Genomic DNA, 24,731 nt, shown 5'->3' with positions numbered 1-24,731 from the left:
ACTACTGTCATGAAACACTTTGCTTATTGTTTACTTGTCCTCGTCGCATTGGGCGCTTGCCGGCGTAGCGGACCGTCGTACGATGCCTCGGGAACATTCGAGGCTGTGGAGACTATTGTTTCGGCCGAAGCAACGGGTACGCTACTACTATTTAAACCTGACGAGGGGGATACGTTGCAGGCCGGTGAGCTGGTCGGTGTTATCGACAGCGTGCAAGTATACCTGAAGAAGCGACAGCTCGAGGCGCAGGTACAATCGGTGTTGGCCAATCGCCCCGATGTAGCCCGCCAGCTGGCGGCCGCGCGGGAACAGCTGCGGCACGCCGAGCGCGAGCAGCAGCGGCTGGCATCACTCGTGCAGGCCGGCGCGGCGACGCCGAAACAATACGACGATGCGGCTGCGCAAGCCGAAGTATTGCGCCGGCAGTTGGAGGCGCAGCAGTCCACGCTGGGGATCACGAATGCCAGCCTGGCCGCACAGACCGCGCCGCTGATCGTGCAGGTACAGCAGGTGGAAGAGCAGCTGGCGCGCTGCCGGATTGTAAACGCCGTGAAAGGTACTGTATTGACAACGTATGCCGAGCCACACGAAATGGCGGCGGCCGGAAAGCCGTTGTACAAGATTGCCGATCTCTCGACGCTTACGCTGCGTGCCTATATTACGGGCGACCAACTGACGGCCCTTCGCCTGCAGCAGCCGGTAACCGTCGCGGTCGATGCGGCGGATGGCGCGACGCGCACGTACCCGGGCGTGGTGACGTGGATCAGCGATCAGGCAGAGTTTACCCCCAAGACGATCCAGACCAAAACGGAACGCGCCAACCTGGTCTACGCGGTGAAGATCCGTGTGAAGAACGACGGGTATCTCAAGATCGGCATGTACGGTGAAGTAACCTTGTAGTCATGGACGCGATCTGCGTAGAGAATATTACCAAAGCCTATGGCAAAGGACAGTCGCCTGCGGTAGACGGGATTTCATTCTCGGTAGGCGCCGGGGAGCTGTTCGGGTTGATTGGCCCCGACGGTGCGGGGAAGACGACACTGTTCCGCATTCTGATCACACTCCTGTTGCCGGATGCGGGGCATGCCACTGTCGGCGGGTTAGACATTGTGCGGGAGTACCAAAAGATACGCAGTACGGTGGGGTATATGCCCGGGAAGTTCTCGTTGTATACAGACCTGACCGTCGAAGAGAACCTGCATTTCTTTGCAAGCGTGTTTAATGCCCGGGTGTCGGATAATTATTCGTTGATCCGCGATCTGTACGAACAGATCAAGCCCTTTAAGGACCGGCGTGCCGGTAAACTGTCGGGGGGGATGAAACAGAAGCTCGCGTTGTGCTGCGCGTTGATCCACCGGCCCACGGTGCTTTTCCTGGACGAGCCGACGACAGGGGTCGACCCGGTATCGCGCAAGGAGTTTTGGGATATGCTGGGACGGTTGCGATCGGAGGGAATTACCATCCTGGTGTCGACGCCCTATATGGACGAAGCGGCCCGTTGCGACCGGATCGCCCTGATCCAACAAGGGCACATCCTGTCGGTCGACACACCGCAGGGTTTACGTGCGGGCTATCCGCACCCGCTCTACGCCGTCGGCGGCGCGCCGATGCCGGCGTTGCTACAAAGGCTTGCCGGTCACCCGGACGTTGTCAGTAGTTATGCTTTTGGCGAATGGGCTCATGCCGCGGGTACGACTACGCTGGGGGAAGGCGTGTTACAAGCGTATCTCCGCGACGCAGGCTTACCGGAGGCTATAGTGCAAGCGACGGACGCAACCATCGAAGATTGTTTTATGGACCTGATGAAGCGAAACTAATATGGCGCAACCGATCATACAAGCCGATAAGCTGACGAAACGTTTTGGCGACTTTGTGGCGACCGACGCGATTACGTTCGACGTGGCGCGCGGAGAGATCTTTGGTTTTCTCGGGGCGAATGGGGCGGGCAAGACGACGGCCATGCGGATGCTCTGTGGGTTGTCCACACCTTCGTCGGGGCATGCACAGGTAGCAGGATTTGACGTGGCCACACATCCGGAGGACGTCAAACAAAACATCGGGTATATGAGTCAGAAGTTTTCGCTGTACGAAAACCTGACGGTGGCAGAGAACATCACGTTCTTTGGCGGCATCTATGGGCTGCGCAATCCTGTGTTGCGCGAGAAGCGGGAGCAGTTGCTCACACGGCTGGGATTGCACGATGTGGCGGGTAAACATGTCGGGTCGCTGCCGTTGGGATGGAAACAGAAGCTGGCCTTTTCGGTGGCGATCTTACACGATCCGAAGATCGTATTCCTGGACGAGCCTACCGGGGGCGTCGATCCGTTTACCCGGCGGCAGTTCTGGGACTTGTTGTACCACGCGGCCGCCCAGGGCATCACAGTGTTTGTCACGACCCACTACATGGACGAAGCGGAGTATTGTAACCGTGTTTCGATCATGGTGGATGGGCGGCTCGCCGCGCTCGATACGCCCCGCCGACTCAAGGAACTGTACGGGGCGGCCTCGATGGACGACGTCTTTTATACCCTGGCGCGCGGTGCGCAACGGGGGGAATAACACAACCTACTATTGTCATGCAACAACTGGCACTTTTTATCCGGAAAGAATTTATACACGTGCTGCGCGACCGCCGCACGTTGTTGATCCTGTTTGGCATGCCTGTCATGCAGATCCTGATTTTTGGTTTTGCGCTGAGCAATGAAGTAAAGAATGCCCGGCTGGTGGTCGTCGACCACGGTCGCGATGTCGCCACGACGGCGCTGATCGCGCGGTTAGACGCCAGCCGGTATTTCGAGGTAGACCAGGTGGCGTTGTCGCCGAAAGCACTGGAAGCTGCTTTCCGGCGCGGCGACGTCAAGGTGGCTGTGGTCTTTCCTGCCAGGTTTTACGAGCGGTGGCAACACGGACAGGAGGCGACCGTACAAATCATAGCCGATGCGTCCGATCCTAATACCGCCAACACGCTGACGCAATATGTGTCGGCCATCGTCTACGACCACGCCTCGGAGCAACGCGGGGTCCAGGCGCCTCCGTACGGTATTCGCGTCGAAACGCGCATGTTGTATAACCCGCAGCTGGAAGGTGCGCCGAATTACGTGCCGGGTGTCATGGCACTGGTGCTGATGCTGGTTTGCGTCATGATGACGGCGGTCTCGATTGTGCGGGAGAAAGAAACGGGTACGCTGGAAGTGCTGTTGGTATCGCCGTTCCGGCCGGTGCTGGTGATCGTGGCGAAGGCGGTACCATACTTGTTGTTGTCACTGGTCAACGTGGGATCTATTCTGATGCTGAGTACGTGGGCGCTCGGCGTGCCGGTACAGGGCAATTTGTTCTTGCTCCTGGCAGAGAGTGTTTTGTTTATCACGACGTGTTTGTCGCTTGGTATATTTATATCGGTGCAGACGAGCTCGCAGCAGGTAGCCATGTTGATCTCGCTGATGGGCATGTTGCTGCCGACCATTCTGTTTAGCGGGTTTATGTTTCCGATCGAGAATATGCCGGTGCCACTGCAGGTGATCTCGAACCTCGTACCCGCAAAATGGTATTATATCATCGTGAAGTCGATCATGATCAAAGGCCTCGGATTTGCCGCTGTGTGGAAAGAAACGCTTATCCTGGCCGGCATGACCGCCGGCTGGTTGATCATCAGTGTCAAACGCTTTAACATTCGCTTAGCATGAGTATGTTATTTTTCTTACTCCAGAAGGAGTTTAAACAGATCTTCCGCAATCGTACCATCCTGGCGGTGGTCCTTGTCATGCCCCTCATTCAGTTAATCGTGCTGCCGCTGGCGGCAGACTATGAGGTGAAGAATATAAACCTCTGTATAGTCGACAACGACCGATCCCCGGAGGCACAACGCCTCGCGCAGCAGCTGACGGCTTCCGGGTATTTTCGGCTCACGGGGTATACCGCGTCGTATCGCGACGCGCAGGCGCTCCTGGAAGCCGATCGTGCGGATGTGGTGTTGACGATTCCGCCGCACTTCGGGCGGGCGTTGGTGCGCGACGGGCAGCAAACCCTGTCGCTCGCCGTTAACGCCATCAATGGCGTCAAAGCGGGCCTGGGCGCTGCCTATATCACGACGATTCTGCAAACCTATAACAACGCCATCCGTGTACAATGGATCCAGCCGGGGCGTTTTCCGGCAGCCCCCATCGTGAAAGTGGCACCCGTGTATTGGTATAACCCCTTTCTCAACTACCGCGTATTTATGGTGCCGGGCATACTGGCCGTGCTGGTGACCATGATCGGCGGCTTTTTATCCGCGCTGAACATCGTCCAGGAGAAGGAGGTAGGCACCATCGAGCAGATCAACGTGTCACCGATCAAAAAGCATTATTTTATCCTGGGCAAGCTGTTACCCTTCTGGGTGCTGGGCAACGTGGTTTTTACGCTGGGCCTACTGGTCGCGCGCGTGGTATACGGCATTGTGCCGATGGGCAGCATACCGCTGCTTTACGGATTCGTAACGCTATACCTCCTGGCCATCCTCGGCTTGGGCCTGCTCATCTCCACCTATTGCGAGACACAGCAACAAGCCATGCTCATCACATTCTTTTTCATGATGATCTTTATTCTCCTGGGTGGCCTTTTCACCCCGCTCGACAGCATGCCCACGTGGGCCCGGGCCGTGGCGTATGCCAGCCCCGTGACACACCTCATTGCCGTCATGCGCATGATCATCCTCAAAGGCAGCACGGCACAGGATGTACTTCCTGCCGCCGCCATCGTGGCCACCTTCGCCCTGATACTAAACGTGTGGGCCATCGTAAACTATCGCAAAACGTCTTAGCAAGAGAATGCGCTCACCATGTCCTCGCATCGTTTGAAGGAAAAATGTCAGAAAAGCGACAGCTGATTCGGTTTAGCGGGCGGCGCTGGTATCCGCGCCACGAACGGTGAATTGTTTACAGTATAGTTTGAACCTGCCCGGGGCGGGCCTGCCAGGGTTGCCGCATGTGTCGCGGTACTGGTAATGTGATATACCGGCGTCTCGACGTAACGCGAAGCCACGACAATTTCCGTAGCCCCTGCTTCGCGGCGAAAGAGGTCGTGTACGAGCTCGGGGCGGTTATTGTCTTTGGATAAGTGCGATAAAAACAAGTGGCTCATAAACGGTGGCCGGTATTCCGTAAACAACTTCAGTGCTTGTGTATTGGAGAGGTGGCCGAGGCCGCCGCGGATGCGGTTCTTTAGAAAAAACGGATACCGTCCGCGCTCCAGCATTTCTTCGTCGTAGTTGGCTTCCAGGAATGCGGCGTGGCATTGCTGGAAATAATGAATGAGGTGTTCGCAGGGCAATCCCAGGTCGGTAAAGACGCCGACGGTCACTTCGCCGCACCGCACGATAAAGCTATGCGGATCACAGGCATCGTGCAGCTTCGGAAAGGCCGTGATGGAAAGGTTGCCGATGGTGATGGGGGTGAAGGCCTGGAAAGTTTGAACACAATCTTCGGACAGCGTGAGGCGGCCTTCCCGGCACGTGCGCGGCGTGACGTACACGGGCAGGCGATAGCGGGCCGACAGTTTGTGTACGCCGTTGATGTGGTCGGAATGCTCGTGTGAGATAAAGATCGCTTTTACGCTGCGCATCGTCAGGCCCAGGCGTGTCATGCGGCGCTCCACTTCGCGGCAGGAGATGCCGGCGTCGATCAGCACAGCTTCCTCCGCATTGCCTACGTAGTAGCAGTTTCCGTTACTGCCGGAGTTGAGGGAAGCGGTAAAAAGCGACATGACACAAAAATAACAAGATAGGGCTAGCACGCCCGAAAAAAATTGATGATTTCATAATACGCTGAGCTTGTTGACGGTACGATGGGATGTGACCTTTGCGCTCACCCGCCTGTGCAATCCCCCGATCACGATATTGCGCTTTTTCAACGCATCCGAGCCGATGATCGTGTAGCGTTAAACGCGCTTTTTGCGCAATATTACCAGAAGCTTTGTGGTTTTGCCTTTACCTACCTGCGTCGCACCGACGAAGCGGAAGAAGCCGTCTCCGACGTATTCTTTACCCTGTGGCGCAGCCGTCACCAGCTCTCCATTGAAAAAAATCTGAAGGCGTACCTCTATACATCCGTGCGCCATGCGGCCCTTGCGACCCTGCGCGCCCGCACACCGGAATTCGAAGATGTCGACGACGCGCGCCTGGCCGAAACCTTGCCCGACGTCCGCGATCCCGAAACCACACTGGCCTACCACGAGCTGCGCCAGCACATCGATGCCGCCGTGGATACGCTGCCCCCCCGTTGCCGCCAGATCTTTCTCATGAGCCGCATGGAAGCCCTGACCTATCGCGAGATCGGCGAGATCCTGAGCATATCCGAAAAAACGGTGGAGAACCAGTTGGTTAAAGCGCTGAGCTTGCTGCGCACGGCTATCCGGCAATATGGGTTGGCACTCTTCTTTGTAGCGATGGATTTTGTTACTGCGTTTTCGCTGTTGTAGTATGGTCGCCCAGGTCACGACGTTCCCTCCACGCCAGTCTGAAGACTGGCACCAGGTGCAGGCACATTCCGATAGCTATCGGAACGCCCTCCCTTCGGTCGGAAGACTTGCGCCAGATGCCATTGTTGGTAACAAACCCTTAATGTTTTCATAATATCCCGACATAGTGGGGTGGCCCGTAAAACCCACTCTTCCAGAGTATAGTATCGACCCACTATGCCTATGGAAAGTTCAGTACCCGAACACCTTATTATCCGATACCTGTCGCGCGAGGCCACACCCGCCGAACAGGAAGCTCTGTTTGATTGGGTCGCTGCCGACGAACGGCACCAACAGTTGTTTCACGAATGGGTGACGGCGTGGGAGCAGAAGCTTCCGTATAATAAAGCCTTCCATCTTTCTCCGGCGCTGGAGAAGCTCAATCGGCGCATTGATGCCTACGACCAGGCACGGACCGAGCCTGCCGAAGCGCGCACCGTATCGCTCACGTGGTGGAAGCTCGCGGCGTCGCTGGCGCTGTTCATTGCCGCCGGTTTAGGCATCTATTTCTATACATTCCGTTCCGCGCCACAGCCCGGGGAAGTTGCTTATCGTGTTAGCAGCACGACGGGCGGGCAGCAGGCCGTTACATTGGCCGACGGCACGGTCGTGACCTTAAACGCAAACTCGCTCCTGCGCTATCCCGCTACCTTTACCAGCGCCACACGTGAAGTATACCTGGAAGGAGAAGCATTCTTTTCGGTCGCCCGCGACGAGGCGCATCCCTTTATGATCCACACCGGCGCGCTCACCACGCAAGTACTGGGCACGTCGTTCAATGTGCGCAGCCGGGCAGATGCCATTACCGTGAGTGTGGCAACGGGAAAGGTACACGTGCGCCATGGTAATGAGGGGCATATCCTGTTGCCAGACGATCAGCTCGTCTATGATATACGCCACCATACCGCCCGCGAAGGCAAAGCAGATCTTGTGGCTGAGCTCGCGTGGATGCAGCGGGTGCTGGTCTTTGAAGACTTGTCGCTGGAAGAGGCCGCGAAGAAATTGCAGGCGGCCTATGGCGTGCGTGTGGTATTGGAAAATGTCGCGCTGCGGCGCTGTGTCATCACAGGACGCTACACGAATCAACCGCTGGAAAAAGTACTGAAGGCTATGGCCTACTCGATCGGCATTCAATATACCCTGCGTAACAATATAGTAACCTTAACCGGAAAAGGCTGTGAATAATCTTATATACCTAACCAAAAAAACAATGGCTACACATTTACAAGCACTACGACACGCGGCTTCCCGCGGGTGGCGACCGGTATTGGCCGGGCTTCTGTTGTCGTGGCTTACGCTGCATGCGCTGCCCGCCGGCGCGGCTGCGGCGCAGGACATTTACCAGGTTCGGATCCAGGTGGACGTCCAGAACACTTCGTTGAAGGAGCTTTTTACAATCATCGAGGACCGTACCGATTTTACCTTCACCTATAGCAGCCGCCGAATCGACCTGGCGCGACGGCTGACGTTGCACGGGCCGTATCAAAACCTCGGCGTGTTGCTCGAGGTAGTCGCGGCGCAGGCAAACCTTCAGATCAAACAGCTCGACGAGCAATTGCTGGTGAAGGCCGCGCCGATCGCGTTACCCCGTGCTGCCCGCGTGGGTGTGGTGCGTGGCCGCGTGCTCGATGACCAGTTGAAAACGGTGCTGCCCGGCGCGACTGTATATCAAAAGGGTACCAGCAACGGTACGACCACCGATGTGAATGGCGAGTTTATGTTGCGTGTGCCGGCGGGCGAGGCAGAAGTGGAAGTGACCTACATTGGTTATCGCACGTATTCGGAGATGGTCACGGTACCAGAGGATGGCGCCATCGAGCTAAACTTTAAGATGGTGAGCGATATTACGCAACTGCAGTTTGTGACCATCACGGGTGTATTGCAAGGTCAGCAACGTGCGTTGAACCAGCAGAAAACCGCCGACAACATTCGCAACGTCGTGAGCGCCGACCAGATCGGCCGTTTTCCAGACCCGAACGTAGCCGAAGCGTTGCAGCGTGTTCCCGCCGTGAACATCGAACGCGACCAGGGCGAAGGGCGCTACGTGCTCGTGCGGGGCCTGGCCCCGCAGTTTACCAACATCAGTATTAACGGTGAGCAGATTCCCTCGCCGGAAGCGGGTGTGCGGTATGTAGCGCTGGATGCCGTGCCGGCCGATCAGCTGGCGTCGATTGAAGTCAGCAAAGCGATCACGCCCGACATGGACGGCGACGCCATCGGTGGTTCGGTAAACCTGGTGACGCGTACGGCGCAGTCGGAGGAATTGAATATCAGTTCGTCGGCGCTGGCGGGGTATAACAACATCAGCGGGAAGACGAATTTTCAGGGTTCGCTGGAGCTGAGCCGCCGCTTCCTGGGCAACAAGCTGGGCGTCATGCTCAACGGCAGTTATTACGCCACCGAGCGGGGCTCGGAGGACTGGGAGCGCGACGGCAACGACCTCGAGCTGCGGGACTATGCTTTGTCACGCACGCGTACGGGTCTGAGCAGCACGATCGATTACAACGTGAACGAACAACACAGCCTGTACTTCCGCACGTTGTACAACCGGTTTACCGATCGCGAGGTCCGCGGCCGCTATATCTTTGTGCCGAACGCGGATGATTCGCCGTTTGAAGACAACGCCATCGAGCGCCTGACGAAAGATCGCCTTGAAAAGCAATACGTCGTCAGTTACAACCTGGGCGCCAAACATACCTTTACCGGCTTTAACCTCGACTACGAAGCGTCGTTCTCCGAAGCCATTCAGGACACTCCGTTCGACATTGAAGTGGGCAGTGTGAGCGAGGTCGATCAACTGTCGATCGACTTTGACAGCGACCCCGATTTTCCGACGATCACGCTCAACGATCAACCGAACGCACAGCGCACCAACGCTTACCTCGACAACACGCGTTACGCGTTTGACGAAGTAACGATGGGCAATACCTATGCGAAGGATCGCAATAAGACGGCGAAGTTTAACGTCGGTGTGCCCTACAAGGCTGGCGAGAGCGATGGTTTGCTCAAGTTTGGCGGGAAGGTGCGTTTGAAAGAGAAGTCGTATGAGATCACGGAAAATGTCTTTGGCTACACGGGGGCGAACGATCTGACGCTCGATCAATATTCGGGTGGCGACTATAATAAGAAGTTTCTGGATGGTCGCTATAACATGAATCCGCACGCGGATTCCGAAAAGTTTGTGCGTTTCTTTAACAACAACCGCCAGGACTTCGAGCTGTCGGTAGACGACAAGCTGGCGACGGAAGCTGCCGAAGCGTATACGGCCAGCGAAGATGTATATGCCGGGTATGTGATGACGCGTATTCAACGCGACAAGCTGATGTTGTTGGGTGGTGTGCGGTATGAGTATACGGATGTGTCGTATACGTCGTTCAATGTCATAAACGAAGAAGAGATCCTTCCGGAAAAGGGCGGTCGTAATTATGGCTTCCTGCTGCCGCAGCTGCACGTGAAGTATAAGCTGAACGAAGACCTGAACCTGCGTGCCGCGATTACGCGCAGCTATGCGCGTCCGAATTTCAGTGACATCGTTCCGGCGCAAGAGATCAATATCAATGAGGGGGAAGGCACCATCGGCAATTCGAAACTGAAGCCGGTGTCGGCGACAAACGTAGACGTGTTGGCGGAGAAATACTTCGGTACGGTGGGGATCCTGTCGGGTGGCGTGTTCTATAAGAAGCTCGGCGACTTTATCTTCAGCCGTAACTTTGACTCGAATGTATACCCGGGCTCGCAAGGGGAAATGATCCGCCTGACGCAAGCGCAGAATGGCGAAAGCGCTGATCTCTTCGGCTTTGAAGTGGCGTACCAGCAGAACCTCACGTTCCTGCCGGGCGTTTTGAAAGGGTTGAGCGTATACGCGAATTATACCATGACCTCGTCGAACGCCCGGATTCAGTCGCGTGAGAATCCGGAGGACAAAGAGGAAATCCGTTTGCCGGGACAGGCGCGTCACATGGGCAACCTGTCGCTGGCGTATGCGCTGGGCCGCGTGAACGTGCGCCTGTCGGGGAACTTCAATGGTGAGTATATTAGTGAGATCGGCGGCGATGCCAGCGAAGACCTGTATGTAAAAGATCGCCTGCAGCTCGATGCGACGGCGACAGTGACCATCACTCCGCGCATCCGCTTCTTTGCGGAGTTCCTCAACCTGACGAATCAACCGTTCGAAGTATACCAGGGCAACGAATCGCACTACATCCAACGTGAGTTTTACTCGTGGTGGACACGCGCCGGTGTGAAATTCGACCTTTAACCCCACAATGCCATTGACTATGAAAAAACATACTATCCACGCTTCGCTCTTCGCACTCACACTCACCCTGATTCCTGGGTGTGTAGACAACTCGCTCGAAGAAACTCCACACGATGACAACTTCCCGCTGCAGCTCGTGCTCGACGCCGAAGAAGGCGCCGACCTGGCCGATGCCGAAGACTACGACATCGAGATCAAGTTCGCCGACTACCTGCCCGGCACAACGCTGCCGTCCACCACGATAACCTTGGACTACACCATCGAAGACCTGGCGGGTACGATGGAAGGTGTCGTAGCGATAGACAAAGTGGTATACGAAGTAGCGCTCGACGACTGCACCTATGCGCGGGAGCTGGCGTTTACGGCCTCGGCCGATGGCCTGAGCGGTACGATCACGATCGCACCGGACGCTGATCTGGGCACTGTGCCCGAGTCGTTTGAGGTGGTGTTGACCTTGCCGGGCGCGGAGGATACCGAAGGTGGTTTTACGGTGGTGTTTTCGAATTTGAAGACCACGGAGGCGGTATTGCTTGGTTCGCCGCGTGCATTCGAATATGAGGTGCTGGACAACGACGTTGCAGGTGAATGGGAACTGGAGATCAGCTCGGAAGAAGCGTTTGAGCAGTTTAAGGCCATGTTCGGTCCGGTAAATCCGGACCTGGAAGCGCTTTCGTTTGAGGACATCACGGGTAAGGTCACCGCCGAATTTGAGTTTGAAGAAATGAAGTTTGTGCTGGAGCTGGCAGAGACTGAAGAGGTTACTACCTGTGAAGACGGCGAATCGGAGACCGAGACTGAAAACAACGTGATCGAGATCGAAGCCGAGTATGATGCTGAAGACGGTGCGCTGGAATTTGAAGGCAGCCATCCCATCCTCGGTGATAACGGTTTGGTAGCGGATGAGCTGGACTTCCTGGCAGAAGCCGAATACGCGCTCGATGACGAAGGCGAGACACTCTCGATCCGTTTCTTTACGCTGGTGGATGAAGATAACTTTGCCGAGGGTGAAGAACTCTTCCGCGATGCTAACGGCGTAACTTTTATGTTTGAGAAAGACTAAGCCTGTATGCGCCATAATACACCATACCTAATCCTATACATCTGTTTTCTTGGGCTGGCGTGCCAGCCCAGGAAGGCATTCACTCCCGCTGGAGCCGATACCCTGGCCGTGGTAAAGCCCGTCTTTGCCTCGGACTCCGTGCGGCACGACAGCGACGACCCGGCCATTTGGATCAATCCCGCCGACCCTGCACAAAGCCTGGTCATCGGCACGGACAAAGGCGGCGACACGGGCGACGGTGCCCTGTATGTATTTGACCTGCAAGGCCACGAGGTGCCGGGCAAGACTGTTCACGACATCCGCAGGCCGAACAATGTCGACGTAGCCTACGGCTTAACCGTGGCGGGCCAAAAGACGGACATCGCCGTTTGCACGGAGCGCAACACCAACTCGATTCGCGTCTTCAGCGTACCCGCCATGCAGGCCATCGATGGTGGCGGCATTCCGGTCTTTGACGGCGATTCCCTGCGCGCGCCAATGGGCATTGCGCTCTATACCGACCCCACCACGGGCGCGATCTACGCGATCGTAGGCCGCAAGACCGGCCCGACCAATGGTACGTATCTTTGGCAATACCGGTTGGGAGACAACGGGCAGGGTGTAGTAACCGGTACGCTGGTGCGAAAGGTTGGGGTTTATAGCGGGAAGAATGAGATTGAGTCTATCGCCGTCGACAATGAATTGGGCTATCTATACTGTTCGGACGAAGGCGTCGGAATACGCAAGTATTACGCGCATCCCGACAGTACCACGCGCGAGCTGGCGCTCTTTGCAACCACCGGCTTTGCCGACAATCACGAAGGTATCTCGATCTATAAGCAAGCCGATGGCAAGGGATATATTCTCGTGTCGGATCAGCAAGCACGTCGGTTTCAGATTTTTCCACGCGAAGGCACAGCCTCCAGTCCACACGAGCATCCATTGCTGCGGATCGTAAACACGTCTACCGTGGAAAGCGATGGCAGTGATGTGACCAGCGTGGGGTTGCCGGGATTTCCGCGGGGCATGTTTGTGGCGATGAGTGATGATAAAACGTTTCAGTTTTACCGGTGGGAGGATTTGTGGTAAACGCCTGACCCTACGGCCTACGGTTGACCTTTCGAGACACGTAGCTCCAGCACAAGCAGCACGTTGACGAAGAAGATGAAGGTCAGGAGGGCAAGCTGGGTGTAGTCGGTGTAGTTGCGGGCCACGGTCATCGCCAGGTGGGCGCCGTTTAACAGGCACAGGAACATTGCCCACACAAACGAAAACCACTGAAACGGCCGGTTGAAGCTCAGCACCGTAAGCGTACCAATCAACAGCGACCCAATTTCCAGCACGATGCGCATGACATGCAGATTGAGCGGTATGCCCCCGGCAGTATGGCCAGGCAACAGGATCGGGACACCATAGCGGATGGCGGTTAGTTCATAATATCCGTGCAGCACGTAACACATGCCAATAAGCACCCAGAAGAAAGCAATTTTAGACGGTTGGTTCATGCCGGGAAAGATAGGGCTGAAAACAGGCGTTTTCCGGTCGGGCGTAGGGATGAGGTATGTTTTCCTGGCAGAATGACGGATTGCACAAATCAGTGTGAGTGTGGAGTGAGAGCGAACGCCCTCTTGCGTCCTGGCGTCGAATGAGGGAGCAATCGAAGGGAGCCAGGATACAAGAAGGGCGGCTAAACCAGTGTGAGCGTGAGAGCGAACACGAGCACACTGGTTTTCTTCGCTCTCGCGCTCACACTCACACTGTGTGTTAGGGTTTGGGCCTGCCGGCAGGCAGGGTTATTCTTTGATGAACTTCTTCACTTCGCGTTTTGCGCCGTTTTGGAGCTGGAGGATGTACAGGCCCGGCTTCAGCGCCGATACGTCGGCGGAATTGTTCTGGAGCTGCAGCTCAGTCGTTTTACCGTTTTGGTCTACGATGCGGGCCTTGCCCTGGTCACCACCGTCCCATGCCGTTACGGTCAGGACGTTGCGTACCGGGTTGGGGTATACCTGCACGGAGGATAGCTCCCGGGCAGCGGAGGTGCCCGACGGGGTGGTGGTGGCAAAGGTTGTCGCCGCGGCACCCGTGCGCGTGATACGGATCCAGTTGATGTTCCAGCCGCCGCTTTGTGCGTAGAGACCCAGGCTATAGGTGCCTGCCGGTGCGGTTACCGTGTGTGATACGGTAGTCCAGTTCTGCCAGCCGCCGGTGGCGGGGATGTCGCGGTAGCCCAATACCGTGGCGCCCGCATTGATATCCACGGAAAGTTGTCCTCCGGTCGACTCGCTGGCGACACGATACTCGATGGTATAGGTGCCGGCGGTAGGGAAGGAGACGCCGCTGTAGGCCATCCAGTCACCCGTTTCGATGTACCCTACGCTCTGGCCGCCTTCCGAGCAAGCCTCGTTGGTAACGCCCGACATAGACGTAAAGCTTTCGGCTTCGATCACGGTGCTGGCACCGGCGGTGCGTGCAATGCGAACGGAGCTGGCCAGGTCGTTGAAGTTGTCGTCTACGAGACAGGCGTCATCGGCTGTCTTCACGACCGTCGTGCCGGTGTAGTTGTTATCCAGATACAAGGTTACCTGGTAGCCGGCTTGTACACGCAGCGACGAGATGTCGTCGTTCACAATGCCGCGGGCTTGGAGGTCTGTTACGAGGTAGTTGCCTTCGGGCAGGGATACCGCATAGCCGCCGTAGTTACAATCTTTATAGAAGGTGGCCACACCGTTGGTACCGGTAGATGGTACAATGCGACCGGTGATGGTATAGCTGCCCAGGGAGGCGTAGTCGGAGTAGCCGTTGGTGGCGGGGTCGCCCGCGCCGGTGCCGTCTACGGAAATATAGTATACGCCCGCCGTGAGGTTAGCGTCGAGGTGTGTGTTCAGCCCCGTGCCGTTGAAGGTGCCGATCTGTGCACCCGAGGCACCTTCGTAGAGGCGTACGAGTACGTCCAGGTCGCCGTGACGTGATACGGTGTTGATGTCCAGGGATATGGAGCCTGTGCCGGTGTTGAACGAGAAGAAGTCGACGTCGGCGGTGCGCTCGATCAGGCCGGTGCGTGCGGACAGGGTGCCGGCTGCGTCGGCGGCCAATGCGGTAGCCGCATTGGAGGCGTTGCCGTGGTCATCGTTGCGGAATTGGATGAAGCGCGTCATGACGGTCAGGTCGTCTTCCTTGTTGTTGGCAGCGTTGTATTCGCCTTTGCTCCATTGGGTGATCGGCTCGTAGTAGCCTACGCCCATGATCGGAGCCCAGTCGCCGTGGCCGGCGAAGTAGCCCTCGCTGGGGTTGGTGCGGCCGTCGTGGCCGAGGCCTACGGTGTGGCCGATCTCGTGTGCACCGGCTTCACCGCCACCTTTGCCGCTGAGCACAAATACCCAGCATGGCCAGTCCTGGTAGCCGAAGCCACCCACGAAGGCCACGCCACCGGCGCCGGGAGCGGCGGTGTTTGTCGGTGTGAAGACGCAACGCTGGCGACGGTTTACCGCGTACGAGTTGTAGACCGTTTCGCTGGTGGTAATGTTGATGTTGTAAGGACGGAAATCTTCGCTGATCACTTCCCAGGTTTCTTGTACAGCCGCATCGGACATGCCCGACGCAGCGGCGTTGATGGGATTACCGTTGTTCCAGCCGGTGCCGGCCGGCATGTTGTAACCATCGAAGTCGAGGAATACCACGGCGTTGGCGCCGGGCAGGCTTTGTAAGTTGTTCAACGCCATTGCTACCGGACCGGGCTCACTGGCTGCGGCACGGGCTTCCGGTTTTGTGGGACGCGTATAGTCGAGGCACAATACTTTGTCGATGTCCTTGGCTTGCAGGTAAGCATTGCCGGCGGCATCGGAAATGTACTCGTAGGCTACACGCTGATCTTTCAGGATGATGTTCCCGCGCAAGGTGTTGTTTTGGATGTGCAGGAAAAACGTGCTGTTCTGTTGATCCTGAATGCTTCCGATGAGCATGATGTCGTCGCTGGTCTGCTGGCTGCGGTGGTTGATGTTGAGCTGCACCCCTGCACGGCCAGGCAGGGCCGCCTGCAGCGAAGCCGCGCCCCGCTGGCCGGCGCCAGGCACCAACGATTTCTTCAATGCGGATACCGTGCCCAGCGATACTTTATCCTGGGCTCCAGCTGTAATTCCCGCGAGCAGGAGAAATGCTGCGCAGGTCAATTTTGTAAAAGAAAACTTCATAGTGTGTTTTTTTGGTTGAGAAAAGAGAACACAATTCGATCAAAGGCCAGCTACGGCGCAATGGTCGGTATCCCGCAGAAAAATGTGAAAAGCGATTATTGAATGGCGGGGTACAGTTATTAAGCGGCAACACCTGTGGCCGCAAACGTGTTGGATACACGATTAATCCGGTATGCTAACGTCGCAAAAAATTGCCGCATAAAATTTGATCTAATACTATGCGAGAGACGAAAATTTCTTTACCCGGTTTAATACCAAACTATATAGCGCGATAAAATAAAGTTTCTGACGACGCCGGTTGCGTTGCTGTGCCGCGTGTAAATTTAACCTGCTCATTAACCCAAAAAACTGTCTATGATCTATTTGGATAACGCGGCCACCACGCCGCTCGACCCCGAGGTATTCGAGGCCATGAAGCCCTATATGCTGAATGACTTCGGCAACCCTTCGTCTACCCACAGCCATGGCCGTAAAACGCGTGCCGCGCTGGAGTCCGCGCGTCAGCAGATCGCATCGCTGCTTAACGCCGAGCCCGGCGAGATCGTCTTTACCTCCGGTGGTACCGAGGCCGACAATGCTTTGCTGCGCGGTGCGATCCAGGTGCACGGCGTGCAGCATGTTATCACCTCGCCGATCGAGCATCATGCAGTAAGCCATACGTTGGAAGTGCTGGCGCGTCAGGGCTGGTTTAAGCTGCATCATGTTACGCTCGACGAGAAAGGGCATATCAATCTGGACGATCTCGAAACGTTGCTGAAAGAAAATCCGCATGCCGTGGTGTCGCTGATGCATGCAAATAACGAGATCGGTAACCTGCTGGACATCGAGCGGGCAGGGGAGCTTTGTCATTACTATAACGCATGGTTTCATTCGGATACTGTCCAGACGGTTGGTCACCTTCGCCACGACCTGAGCCGCTTAAAAGTAGACGGCATGACCGCCGGCGCGCATAAGTTTCATGGGCCGAAAGGCGTGGGCTTTATGTTTGTGCGGAAGAAGAAACGTATCGAGCCGTTCATTCACGGCGGCGCCCAGGAACGCAACATGCGTGGGGGTACGGAGAATGTATATGGCGTCGTAGGCATGGCCAAAGCGCTGGAGCTGGCGTACCGCGACATGGATGCACATGCACGCCATATCCGCGCATTGAAGTTGCGTATGACCGCGCAACTACGCGAAGCGATTCCGGGTGTGAGCTTTCATGGAGACTCGGAAGATTTGAAGCGGAGCTTATATACTATTCTGAATGTTTGTTTGCCGGAGTGTGATGAGAGCGGGCAACTGCTGTTTAATCTCGATCAACAGGGAATCTCGGCATCCGGGGGCAGCGCGTGCTCGAGCGGAGAGCCAGGAGGGTCGCACGTGTTAAAGGCGTTGTATCCTTCCTGTAAAGGTGCTTCCGTACGGTTTTCGTTTAGCCGCTTCAACACCGTGGAAGACATCGATCAGGCGGTACGGGCGCTCGAGCAACTTTGTTGTATACCCGCATAATATCGTGCACCGTGTGAGCGCGATACGGGTATTCTTTTTCGTCGTGCTCACACTTTTTTTGGTTGATTCATGTTGGATGCTGGCCGAAGAGATGAATTGTTCGCCGAAAGATTTCAGGGTTGAGAAACTTGTTGTGCAGGTGAGCCTGAAATAACAAGTTGATGCGGACGATTACTTGACAGATTCATTGTTTTGTATATATTGCTAGAATAAGTGTTGTTTTTGACACACAGAAAGTAAGCCCGGCTTTCATTATTCTATGAATATTTACTCGTCGAGCACGGATCGTGAAATATGGAGAGCCTTTAAAGGAGGGGACGACCATGCTTACGAATTCATCTATAATCGCCATGCACGCGAGCTATTCAGCTACGGTCTTCACATCGTGCGAAACCGCCAGCTGGTAGAAGACTGTGTTCACGATCTTTTTGTTTACGTATTCCAGCATCGCGCAACGCTGGGTGACACCAATGCTATTAAGTATTACTTGTTCAAGTCATTGCGCAGGCGTGTCATCGAGGTGCTGGAGAAGCAAAGCAAGGCTGCCCAGGAATCGCGCGCGGTGGCGGATAGTTACCATCATGATGAGCTTGCGACCGCCTCCCAGGAAGTCAATATGATCGAAGCCGAAACCAGCATCGCGAAAAACCGCCGGTTGGCAGAGGCTATTGAAAATCTCCCGCCCAGGCAAAAGGAAGCAATCTATTTGTTGTATTTCAGTAAGTTAGAGTATGAGGAGATAGCCGCCATCATGTCGTTAAGTATACGCACGGTCTATAATCAGATCCATACCGCCATACAGACCCTGCGCAGGGAACTGGGCAGTACGGAAACACACCGTTTGCCGATTTTTCTCGAATAGACTCCACTTTCATAAAACTTTTTTCTTTTCTGAGATTTTTAGACCAATCTGGGAAATAAATCTATTCCCATCCTGGCGACGTGCTCCATTATTGTCGAGTTTAAAGCGCTTATCCTGACCGCTATAGGCCCGGGCAGGATAACTATTTTAAAAATTTCTTTAAAGCGCCTGGTAAAAAACTAATCCATCACCCTTTAACAACATGAAACCATGAACGAGAACCGTCCTACGCCTGACATGAATTACGAAAACTATTCGGTGGAAGATTTTGCTGCCGATAAGGATTTTGTGCAGTGGGTAAAGAATTCCAGCCCGCAACAGGCACAGCATTGGGCAACATGGCTCAACGACCATCCCCATAAACGACAGGTCGTAGAAGAAGCACGCGCCCTGGTGCAAGAAATCGATTTCAACATGGCACCGGAAGCGCACGCCATGGCCCAGGATGTATGGGAGCGTATCAAGGCCAGCAATGCTCAAACCGTTGACAGACCTCCTGTACCGGCGCCCGCCAGAGAATTGCCCCGGCGTACGTACTCCTCTGTTCGTTGGTTGCGCAGAGCCGGCATCGTGTCGGCGCTGGTACTGGTCATCGCGATACCTGCCTATATCTTCTTACACGGTCCGGTGGTGTACGAAACGCAGTATGGTGAGACTAGCCAAATCGAATTGCCCGACGGATCGCTCGTGGTGCTGAACGCCAATTCCAGACTCGAGCTTAGCGACGATTGGGACAGCGACCGCGAAGTGTGGCTCCGCGGCGAGGCCTATTTTGAGGTTCGTAAAAAAACGAATCCGGCCGACGTATCGCGCCGGTACAAATTTACCGTACACACCAGTTCCCTGGATGTTAACGTAGTCGGTACTGAGTTTACCGTGTCGCAACGGGATAAAACAACCGTCGTGCTCAACGAAGGAAGAATCGAATTAGCTGTAGATGATCAATATATCGCGATGAAACCTGGTGATAAGGTGGAAGTTTCCGGAAGCAAGGAGCTTCGGCACGAAACCGTAAACCCCAAGGTATATAGCGCGTGGAAAGATCATGTATGGATACTGGACGGACTCACACTCGAGGAGATTGCCGTTCGCATACGGGAAACGTATGGCCTGCAGGTTGAGATCAAAAATCAACCGCTGGCGGACGTGGAGATCACCGGCGTTGTTCCCACGAACAATCTGGAGACGCTGTTGAGCGCCTTATCGACCGTATTCGACCGGAAGTTTATCCGACGACGAGACCGGATTTTGATTGAGTAAATAAACCTTTAACCCCCCTAAACCTAAATGAAAAGAGCTCTACTTTTAAGTTTGCTCCTTGCGTTTGTCGCTACGGGCTGTTTCAGCCTGGTGCAAGCACAAGAAGTTTATGCCTCTGCGTCGCAGACCCTGCACGGAGAGAAAGCGAAGAAGGCGGTCTACAAACCGCTTAAGAAGGTAATGCAGGAATTACGCGACAAGCGTGGCATTTACTTCATGTTCAACAGTAAGGATATCCAACTCGTTGTGGTGAACGCCTCTGTCACGGAAGGCGCCACCATCGAAGAAATTCTGGAAAGCATTCTTACGCCTGTTGGACTGACTTACAAGAAAGTAGATAACATCTATGTTATTCTCGAAAAAGCGAACTCGAACATCACACCGGAAGTTCAGGATCGCCTCTCGCGTAACCAGGCAGCATCTCAAGATCATTCCCGCCATGCCGATCATGCAGCCGACCTGCGGCAGGCCGACGGCGCGACGGTGACATCAAACGTATTTAGCATTACAGGCCGCGTTTTTTCCGAGCTCGGCGAAGACATGCCGGGTGTGAACGTGGTTGTCAAAGGCACCACCATCGGCGTGGTGACCGACGCGGCCGGGCGGTATACCCTCGAGGCGCCCGATGGCAATGGTACGCTGGTGTTTTCATTCATCGGCTATTCCACCCAGGAAGTGCCGATCATGAACCGTACGACGATTGAAGTACAAATGCAGCCCGATATCACGTCGCTGAGTGAAATCGTGGTGGTAGGGTATGGCACGCAAAAGCGCGCTGAGATAACCTCGTCTGTTGCCACGGTAAAGGCAGATCAATTTCGCCAGACCGGCGCCCGTAACGCGATGGATCTTGTACAAGGTAAAGTAGCGGGCCTTACGGTAACCCGTGTGCAGGGCTCGAATCCCAACAGTTCCGTATCGCTTTCCATTCGTGGTGTAACGTCCATCGACGGATCCAGAGCACCCCTCGTCATCATCGATGGTATACCCGGTGGCAACCTCGATCTGTTACAGCAGGACGATATCGAGTCGATCGATGTTTTAAAAGACGGTTCGGCCGCCGCGATCTATGGCACGCAAGCCAACGGCGGTGTAATATTAGTAACGACTAAAAAAGGAAAAGCAGGGGCGGCGACCATCGACTATGCTACTTACTTCCGAAGAGAATATGTTCAACGCAGGCCTGATTTTATGACGGCCGGTCAGTACCGCGCAAGATTGGCGGCCAACGAGCTTCCCGGAACACCCACCGATTTTGGATTTTCGGTGGATGGCTTTGACGAGATTGTCAATCAGGATAACCTGTCGCAATATCACAACCTGGCACTTTCGGGTGGTACCGAAAATACAAACTATCGCGCGAGTCTTACGTATCAGGATCTTCAAGGTATTGCCCGCGAAAACAGCCGCGAACAATATGGCTTGCGATTCAATCTCAACCAAAAGGCGTTTGACGGTAAACTGTTAGCGTCCATCAACCTGGCTACAAATTTTAACGAAGCCAACCTGCTCGGCGGTGGTAATGTGGATACCCAGATTACCGGCGGTGGTTGGGAAAGTGTGTTGGTACGCAACCCGACAAGCCGGTATAAAAATGACGATGGCACGTGGTATTTCGAACCCACCAATACCAATGAGCTTGCCCGTCTGGAGCAGGAAACTTCTGATCGTCAACAGCAAACCACGTCAATCGATGGTAAAATCAGCATCGAGCCCATCCCTGGATTAAAAGGATCTTTGTTTGGCGCGGTACAACGCAATTATTGGATTGACGGTATTTACAGATTGCGCGCTTCTGAATACTCAGTAGAGAACGGCACGGCAGAATGGCGGAATGGTGGTTATGCTCAGAAAAACACCGAGCAGTCTATTAAGTATGCATTCGAACCTACGATCGATTATACGCGTAAGTTTGCTACGCATCACAACGTTACGCTGTTAGGCGGGTACAGCTGGCGTTACGAAGTCAATGAGGGTTTTAAGGCCGAGAACGCCGGATTCATCAATGACCGTTGGGAAGACAACTCCCTCGTCAATGGTAGCGCGAACGCCCTGGGCAAGGCTTTGATGAGCAGCTTAAAAAACGATAACACGCTCATTGCATTCTTCGGCCGCGTAAACTACGCGTTTAATGATAAATACATGGCGCAATTTATCCTGCGCCGCGAGGGTTCGTCACGTTTCGGCGCGAATAACAAATGGGGTAACTTCCCCGCTGCCTCGGTAGGCTGGAACATCAGCCGCGAAGAATTCATGCAGGATTTTGGATTCTTGGATGACTTGAAATTGCGCGTAGGGTATGGTGTAACCGGTAATGCCGGCTTTGCGAACTATGCTTCGAAGGTTACGCTCTCTACCGGTAATAACTATGGATATCCGGACGGCGTGTGGAGACAAACCTATGGACCCAGTCGCAATCCCAACCCCAACTTGCGCTGGGAGAAGAAACAAGAATGGAACTTTGGTCTGGATTTCGCCCTGTTCAACAACAGGTTAACCGGTATGATCGATGTGTACAACCGTCGCACAGTAGACCTGATCGGGAGCTATAACTCCCAGCTGCCAGCCTATATTACGGACGTGATCAATGCCAACGTGGGTACCATTGCCACGAATGGTATCGAGTTGACCTTAAGCGGTACGGTGATGAGTAAGGCGAATTTCCAGTGGAAAATGGATCTTGCGGCCAGCCATGCGTCAAATAAAATGCAGAAATTCTCCGATGATATCTATAAAGTTAACTTCCGAACCTTTGCTCCGATTGGCGGTGCCGGTGCGTTGGGCGACGCCATCCGTACATTCGAGGGCGGTGCCATCGGTGCGTTCTACGGCAAGCGCTTCGCCGGCTTTACAGAAGATGGTAAGTGGTTGTTCTATAAACGCGACGGCAGCGTAGCGCGTGCAGCAGACATTGCCAATTCAGCTGATCCGAATCAATCTGACTACGCTATTATCGGTAATGGCATTCCGAAATATTACCTGTCGTGGACGAACACCTTTATCTACAAGCGATTCGACCTGCGCGTGTTCATGCGTGGCCGCTTCGACTATCAAATCCTCAATACCATGGAAATGAGCTATGGTACAAAAGCGTTCACAGGGGGTAATTTGTTGAATAGCGCATTTGAAGAGCATGCTCAGCTGAATGATACCTACCAGTATTCTGACTATTATCTTGAAAACGGTAACTTCTTCAAACTGGATGAAGTAGCCCTCGGCTATAAATTTGATCTCCAGTCGTCCAACTACATCCGTAGCCTGCGTGTATATGTAGCAGGCCAGAACCTGGCCATCATGACCAAATACAAAGGCAATGATCCTGACTTTGTGCAAGACACCGGTGTTGCCCCGGGCGTTGACGGCCGCGGCCCGTACCCCAGCACACGCTCGTTTATGGTAGGTCTTAATGTCGGATTCTAAAAGGACAAACGCAATGAAGAAATATTTCAAATACTATGTATTGGCGCTGCTCGTAATAAGTGCCAATGCCTGCACCGATCTCGAAGAGAACATGTACGATACGATTGTCACAGACGAATTCTATGGCAATAAAAATGAAGTGTTGTCTGCCGTGTTGCGCCCCTATACCCATGCCTCCGCGTGGATTACCTCCTCCGGGCAGGTAGGCTGGTGGCGTGTATCCGAGCTTTCGGCGGATCAGTTGGCCTGGCCCGTAAAAGGTATTCACGGTCAGGATGGTTTTCAATGGGTTCGCCTGCACTACCACACGTGGACGGAAGATGATGACGTGGTTTGGGGGCCCTGGCGTTTAATGTGGTGGGGCCTGGGTCTATGCACCGACCCCATTGACAATCTCGAGAAGAGAAGCATCGAGCAGATGGGCATCACCGAAGCGGAAAAAGCCGCCTTTATCGGCGAGCTTAAACTGCTGCGTGCGCTTCACTATCTCAAGATCATGGACTTGTGGGGTAATGTGCCGATTCCTGCCAGCATAGGCGAAGTCAGCCCTAAAACGCGTTCACGCGCCGAGGTTTTCGCTTACATCGAAAAGGAGATCCTGGATAACATCAATAACGTTCCACCGCTGTCCGCGGCCATGGCAGGCCGGATGTCGCAAGCCGGGGGCTATGCTATGTTAGTAGAATTGTATCTCAATGCAGAAAAATGGACGGGTACCCCGCGTTGGGACGATTGTATCGCGGCGGCCGATAAGCTTATCAGCAGTGCCGCCGGTGGTCAGAACGGTGCGATGGAGCTTGATCCCAACATCACGGATCAATTCAAGCCCGACAATCATAAGTCGAAGGAAGTGTTGTTTGCCATTACATACAACACGCAAACGTCCAATAATGCGCCGCCATTCCCCGCCGACTTCTTTTATTTTGATCAAAAAGCCATTTATGGTGGAACCCGCGATGGTAACGACGGCGTAGTGCTCGTTCCGGGAGTATATACTACATACAATGATGACGACCTTCGTAAAACCGAATGGTTGCTGGAAGGTCCTCAATACAAGTATGGTACCACCGATACGCCTGTACAGGGCCGTTACGAGTATGCCAACCAACCGCTTGTTTTCGTCGATAACATTCGCAAAAACAAAGAGGCCGAGGCGAATGGAACAGATCCTGAAAATTTGGTCTCTAACATGCTGAACGGTGAAGAGAATAGTGGCGTTCGTTTCAATAAATACAAACTGGGCGTGGCGCCAACAGTCAGTGCTGCTAATGGTAATCCATTCTATAACAGTACAGATTGGAATGTATACCGCCTTACCTGGATCTATTTTGCAAAAGCAGAGGCGTTGATGCGTAAGAACGGAAACATCGCCAACCAGGACGCTGTCGATCTGATCAACACGTGTAAGAAACGTGCGTTCACCGATGATACCTGGCCGACCCATGCGTATACCATCGCCACGCTGACCCTGGACGAGCTTCTGGCCGAAAGAGGCCGCGAGTTTATCTTCGAAGGCTTCCGCCGTCAGGACCTGATCCGTTTTGGTAAATTCACCACTGCATCCTGGTGGGATCACGCGCCGACGGCCATCACGCGTGAACTCTTTGCCGTGCCGCAACGCCAGCGAACACTGAACCCGAACCTCGATCAAAACGACGGTTATATTAAATAACGTGTCCTGAAACGTTGACATAAGAACTTGATGTCGATCTAATAAAGGCT

General features: G+C 54.6%; 18 protein-coding genes. 15 read left to right on the top strand and 3 right to left on the bottom strand.

Going from position 1 to position 24,731, the window contains the following annotated elements; all coding sequences use genetic code 11:
- Nucleotides 1-9 precede the first annotated feature (9 nt).
- From K7P01_RS25610 to K7P01_RS25590, 5 genes are read left to right on the top strand one after another with little or no spacing between them, the layout of a single operon-like run.
- The gene (locus K7P01_RS25610; protein ID WP_267297445.1) at nt 10-900 is read left to right on the top strand and encodes an HlyD family secretion protein; all 891 of its coding nucleotides are present in this window, start codon (nt 10-12) and stop codon (nt 898-900) included.
- Nucleotides 901-902: 2 nt separating this feature from the next.
- Entirely contained in the window at nt 903-1,817 is a 915-nt protein-coding gene (locus K7P01_RS25605; RefSeq protein WP_267297444.1) for an ABC transporter ATP-binding protein, read from the top strand.
- A 1-nt stretch (nt 1,818) separates the two neighbouring features.
- Nucleotides 1,819-2,559: an ABC transporter ATP-binding protein gene (locus tag K7P01_RS25600; protein ID WP_267297443.1), complete on the top strand. Its 741-nt coding sequence runs from the start codon at nt 1,819-1,821 to the stop codon at nt 2,557-2,559.
- Nucleotides 2,560-2,576: 17 nt separating this feature from the next.
- Complete coding sequence (locus K7P01_RS25595) at nt 2,577-3,683, top strand: ABC transporter permease (protein ID WP_267297442.1); 1,107 nt, start codon at nt 2,577-2,579, stop codon at nt 3,681-3,683.
- On the top strand, nt 3,680-4,798 hold the full coding sequence (locus tag K7P01_RS25590; RefSeq protein ID WP_267297441.1) for an ABC transporter permease: 1,119 nt from the start codon (nt 3,680-3,682) through the stop codon (nt 4,796-4,798). The genes K7P01_RS25595 and K7P01_RS25590 overlap by 4 nt, the downstream gene beginning before the upstream one ends.
- A gap of 47 nt (nt 4,799-4,845) precedes the next feature.
- Here K7P01_RS25590 and K7P01_RS25585 read toward each other — a convergent pair whose 3' ends face one another.
- Entirely contained in the window at nt 4,846-5,739 is an 894-nt protein-coding gene (locus K7P01_RS25585) for an MBL fold metallo-hydrolase (RefSeq protein WP_267297440.1), read from the bottom strand.
- 111 nt (nt 5,740-5,850) lie between these two features.
- Between K7P01_RS25585 and K7P01_RS25580 the strand changes: the two genes are divergently transcribed.
- The 5 genes from K7P01_RS25580 (at nt 5,851) to K7P01_RS25560 (ending at nt 12,878) form a co-directional block, all read left to right on the top strand.
- The gene (locus K7P01_RS25580; protein WP_267297439.1) at nt 5,851-6,453 is read left to right on the top strand and encodes an RNA polymerase sigma-70 factor; all 603 of its coding nucleotides are present in this window, start codon (nt 5,851-5,853) and stop codon (nt 6,451-6,453) included.
- 222 nt (nt 6,454-6,675) lie between these two features.
- Nucleotides 6,676-7,677 carry a FecR family protein gene (locus tag K7P01_RS25575; protein ID WP_267297438.1) on the top strand — a complete coding sequence of 334 codons (1,002 nt, stop codon included), beginning with the start codon at nt 6,676-6,678 and terminating at the stop codon, nt 7,675-7,677.
- Nucleotides 7,678-7,702: 25 nt separating this feature from the next.
- Nucleotides 7,703-10,750 (top strand): TonB-dependent receptor, encoded by a 3,048-nt coding sequence (locus K7P01_RS25570; RefSeq protein ID WP_267297437.1) that lies wholly within the window; start codon nt 7,703-7,705, stop codon nt 10,748-10,750.
- A 19-nt stretch (nt 10,751-10,769) separates the two neighbouring features.
- Nucleotides 10,770-11,810, top strand: coding sequence for a hypothetical protein (locus K7P01_RS25565; RefSeq protein ID WP_267297436.1), 1,041 nt, complete (start codon nt 10,770-10,772; stop codon nt 11,808-11,810).
- Nucleotides 11,811-11,816: 6 nt separating this feature from the next.
- Nucleotides 11,817-12,878 carry a phytase gene (locus tag K7P01_RS25560; protein ID WP_267297435.1) on the top strand — a complete coding sequence of 354 codons (1,062 nt, stop codon included), beginning with the start codon at nt 11,817-11,819 and terminating at the stop codon, nt 12,876-12,878.
- A 17-nt stretch (nt 12,879-12,895) separates the two neighbouring features.
- On the opposite strand, the gene K7P01_RS25555 is transcribed toward K7P01_RS25560, so the two are convergent.
- Both K7P01_RS25555 and K7P01_RS25550 read right to left on the bottom strand, forming a co-directional pair.
- The gene (locus K7P01_RS25555; protein WP_267297434.1) at nt 12,896-13,294 is read right to left on the bottom strand and encodes a hypothetical protein; all 399 of its coding nucleotides are present in this window, start codon (nt 13,292-13,294) and stop codon (nt 12,896-12,898) included.
- 288 nt (nt 13,295-13,582) lie between these two features.
- The gene (locus K7P01_RS25550) at nt 13,583-15,976 is read right to left on the bottom strand and encodes a carbohydrate-binding protein (RefSeq protein WP_267297433.1); all 2,394 of its coding nucleotides are present in this window, start codon (nt 15,974-15,976) and stop codon (nt 13,583-13,585) included.
- Between the two features lie 354 nt (nt 15,977-16,330).
- Between K7P01_RS25550 and K7P01_RS25545 the strand changes: the two genes are divergently transcribed.
- From K7P01_RS25545 to K7P01_RS25525, 5 genes are all read left to right on the top strand, one after another.
- A complete protein-coding gene (locus K7P01_RS25545) occupies nt 16,331-17,467 on the top strand; it encodes a cysteine desulfurase family protein (RefSeq protein ID WP_267297432.1) in 1,137 nt (378 codons plus the stop codon).
- Nucleotides 17,468-17,726: 259 nt separating this feature from the next.
- Nucleotides 17,727-18,329, top strand: coding sequence for an RNA polymerase sigma factor (locus tag K7P01_RS25540; protein ID WP_267297431.1), 603 nt, complete (start codon nt 17,727-17,729; stop codon nt 18,327-18,329).
- A 210-nt stretch (nt 18,330-18,539) separates the two neighbouring features.
- A complete protein-coding gene (locus K7P01_RS25535) occupies nt 18,540-19,589 on the top strand; it encodes a FecR domain-containing protein (RefSeq protein WP_267297430.1) in 1,050 nt (349 codons plus the stop codon).
- A gap of 27 nt (nt 19,590-19,616) precedes the next feature.
- Entirely contained in the window at nt 19,617-23,009 is a 3,393-nt protein-coding gene (locus K7P01_RS25530; protein ID WP_267297429.1) for a SusC/RagA family TonB-linked outer membrane protein, read from the top strand.
- Between the two features lie 13 nt (nt 23,010-23,022).
- Nucleotides 23,023-24,681, top strand: coding sequence for a RagB/SusD family nutrient uptake outer membrane protein (locus K7P01_RS25525; RefSeq protein ID WP_267297428.1), 1,659 nt, complete (start codon nt 23,023-23,025; stop codon nt 24,679-24,681).
- The last annotated feature ends 50 nt before the right edge of the window (nt 24,682-24,731 follow it).

The organism is Parachryseolinea silvisoli (genome assembly GCF_021190955.1).
Lineage (GTDB): Bacteria > Bacteroidota > Bacteroidia > Cytophagales > Cyclobacteriaceae > Ohtaekwangia > Ohtaekwangia silvisoli.
This window is presented reverse-complemented; position numbering and strand designations above follow the sequence as displayed.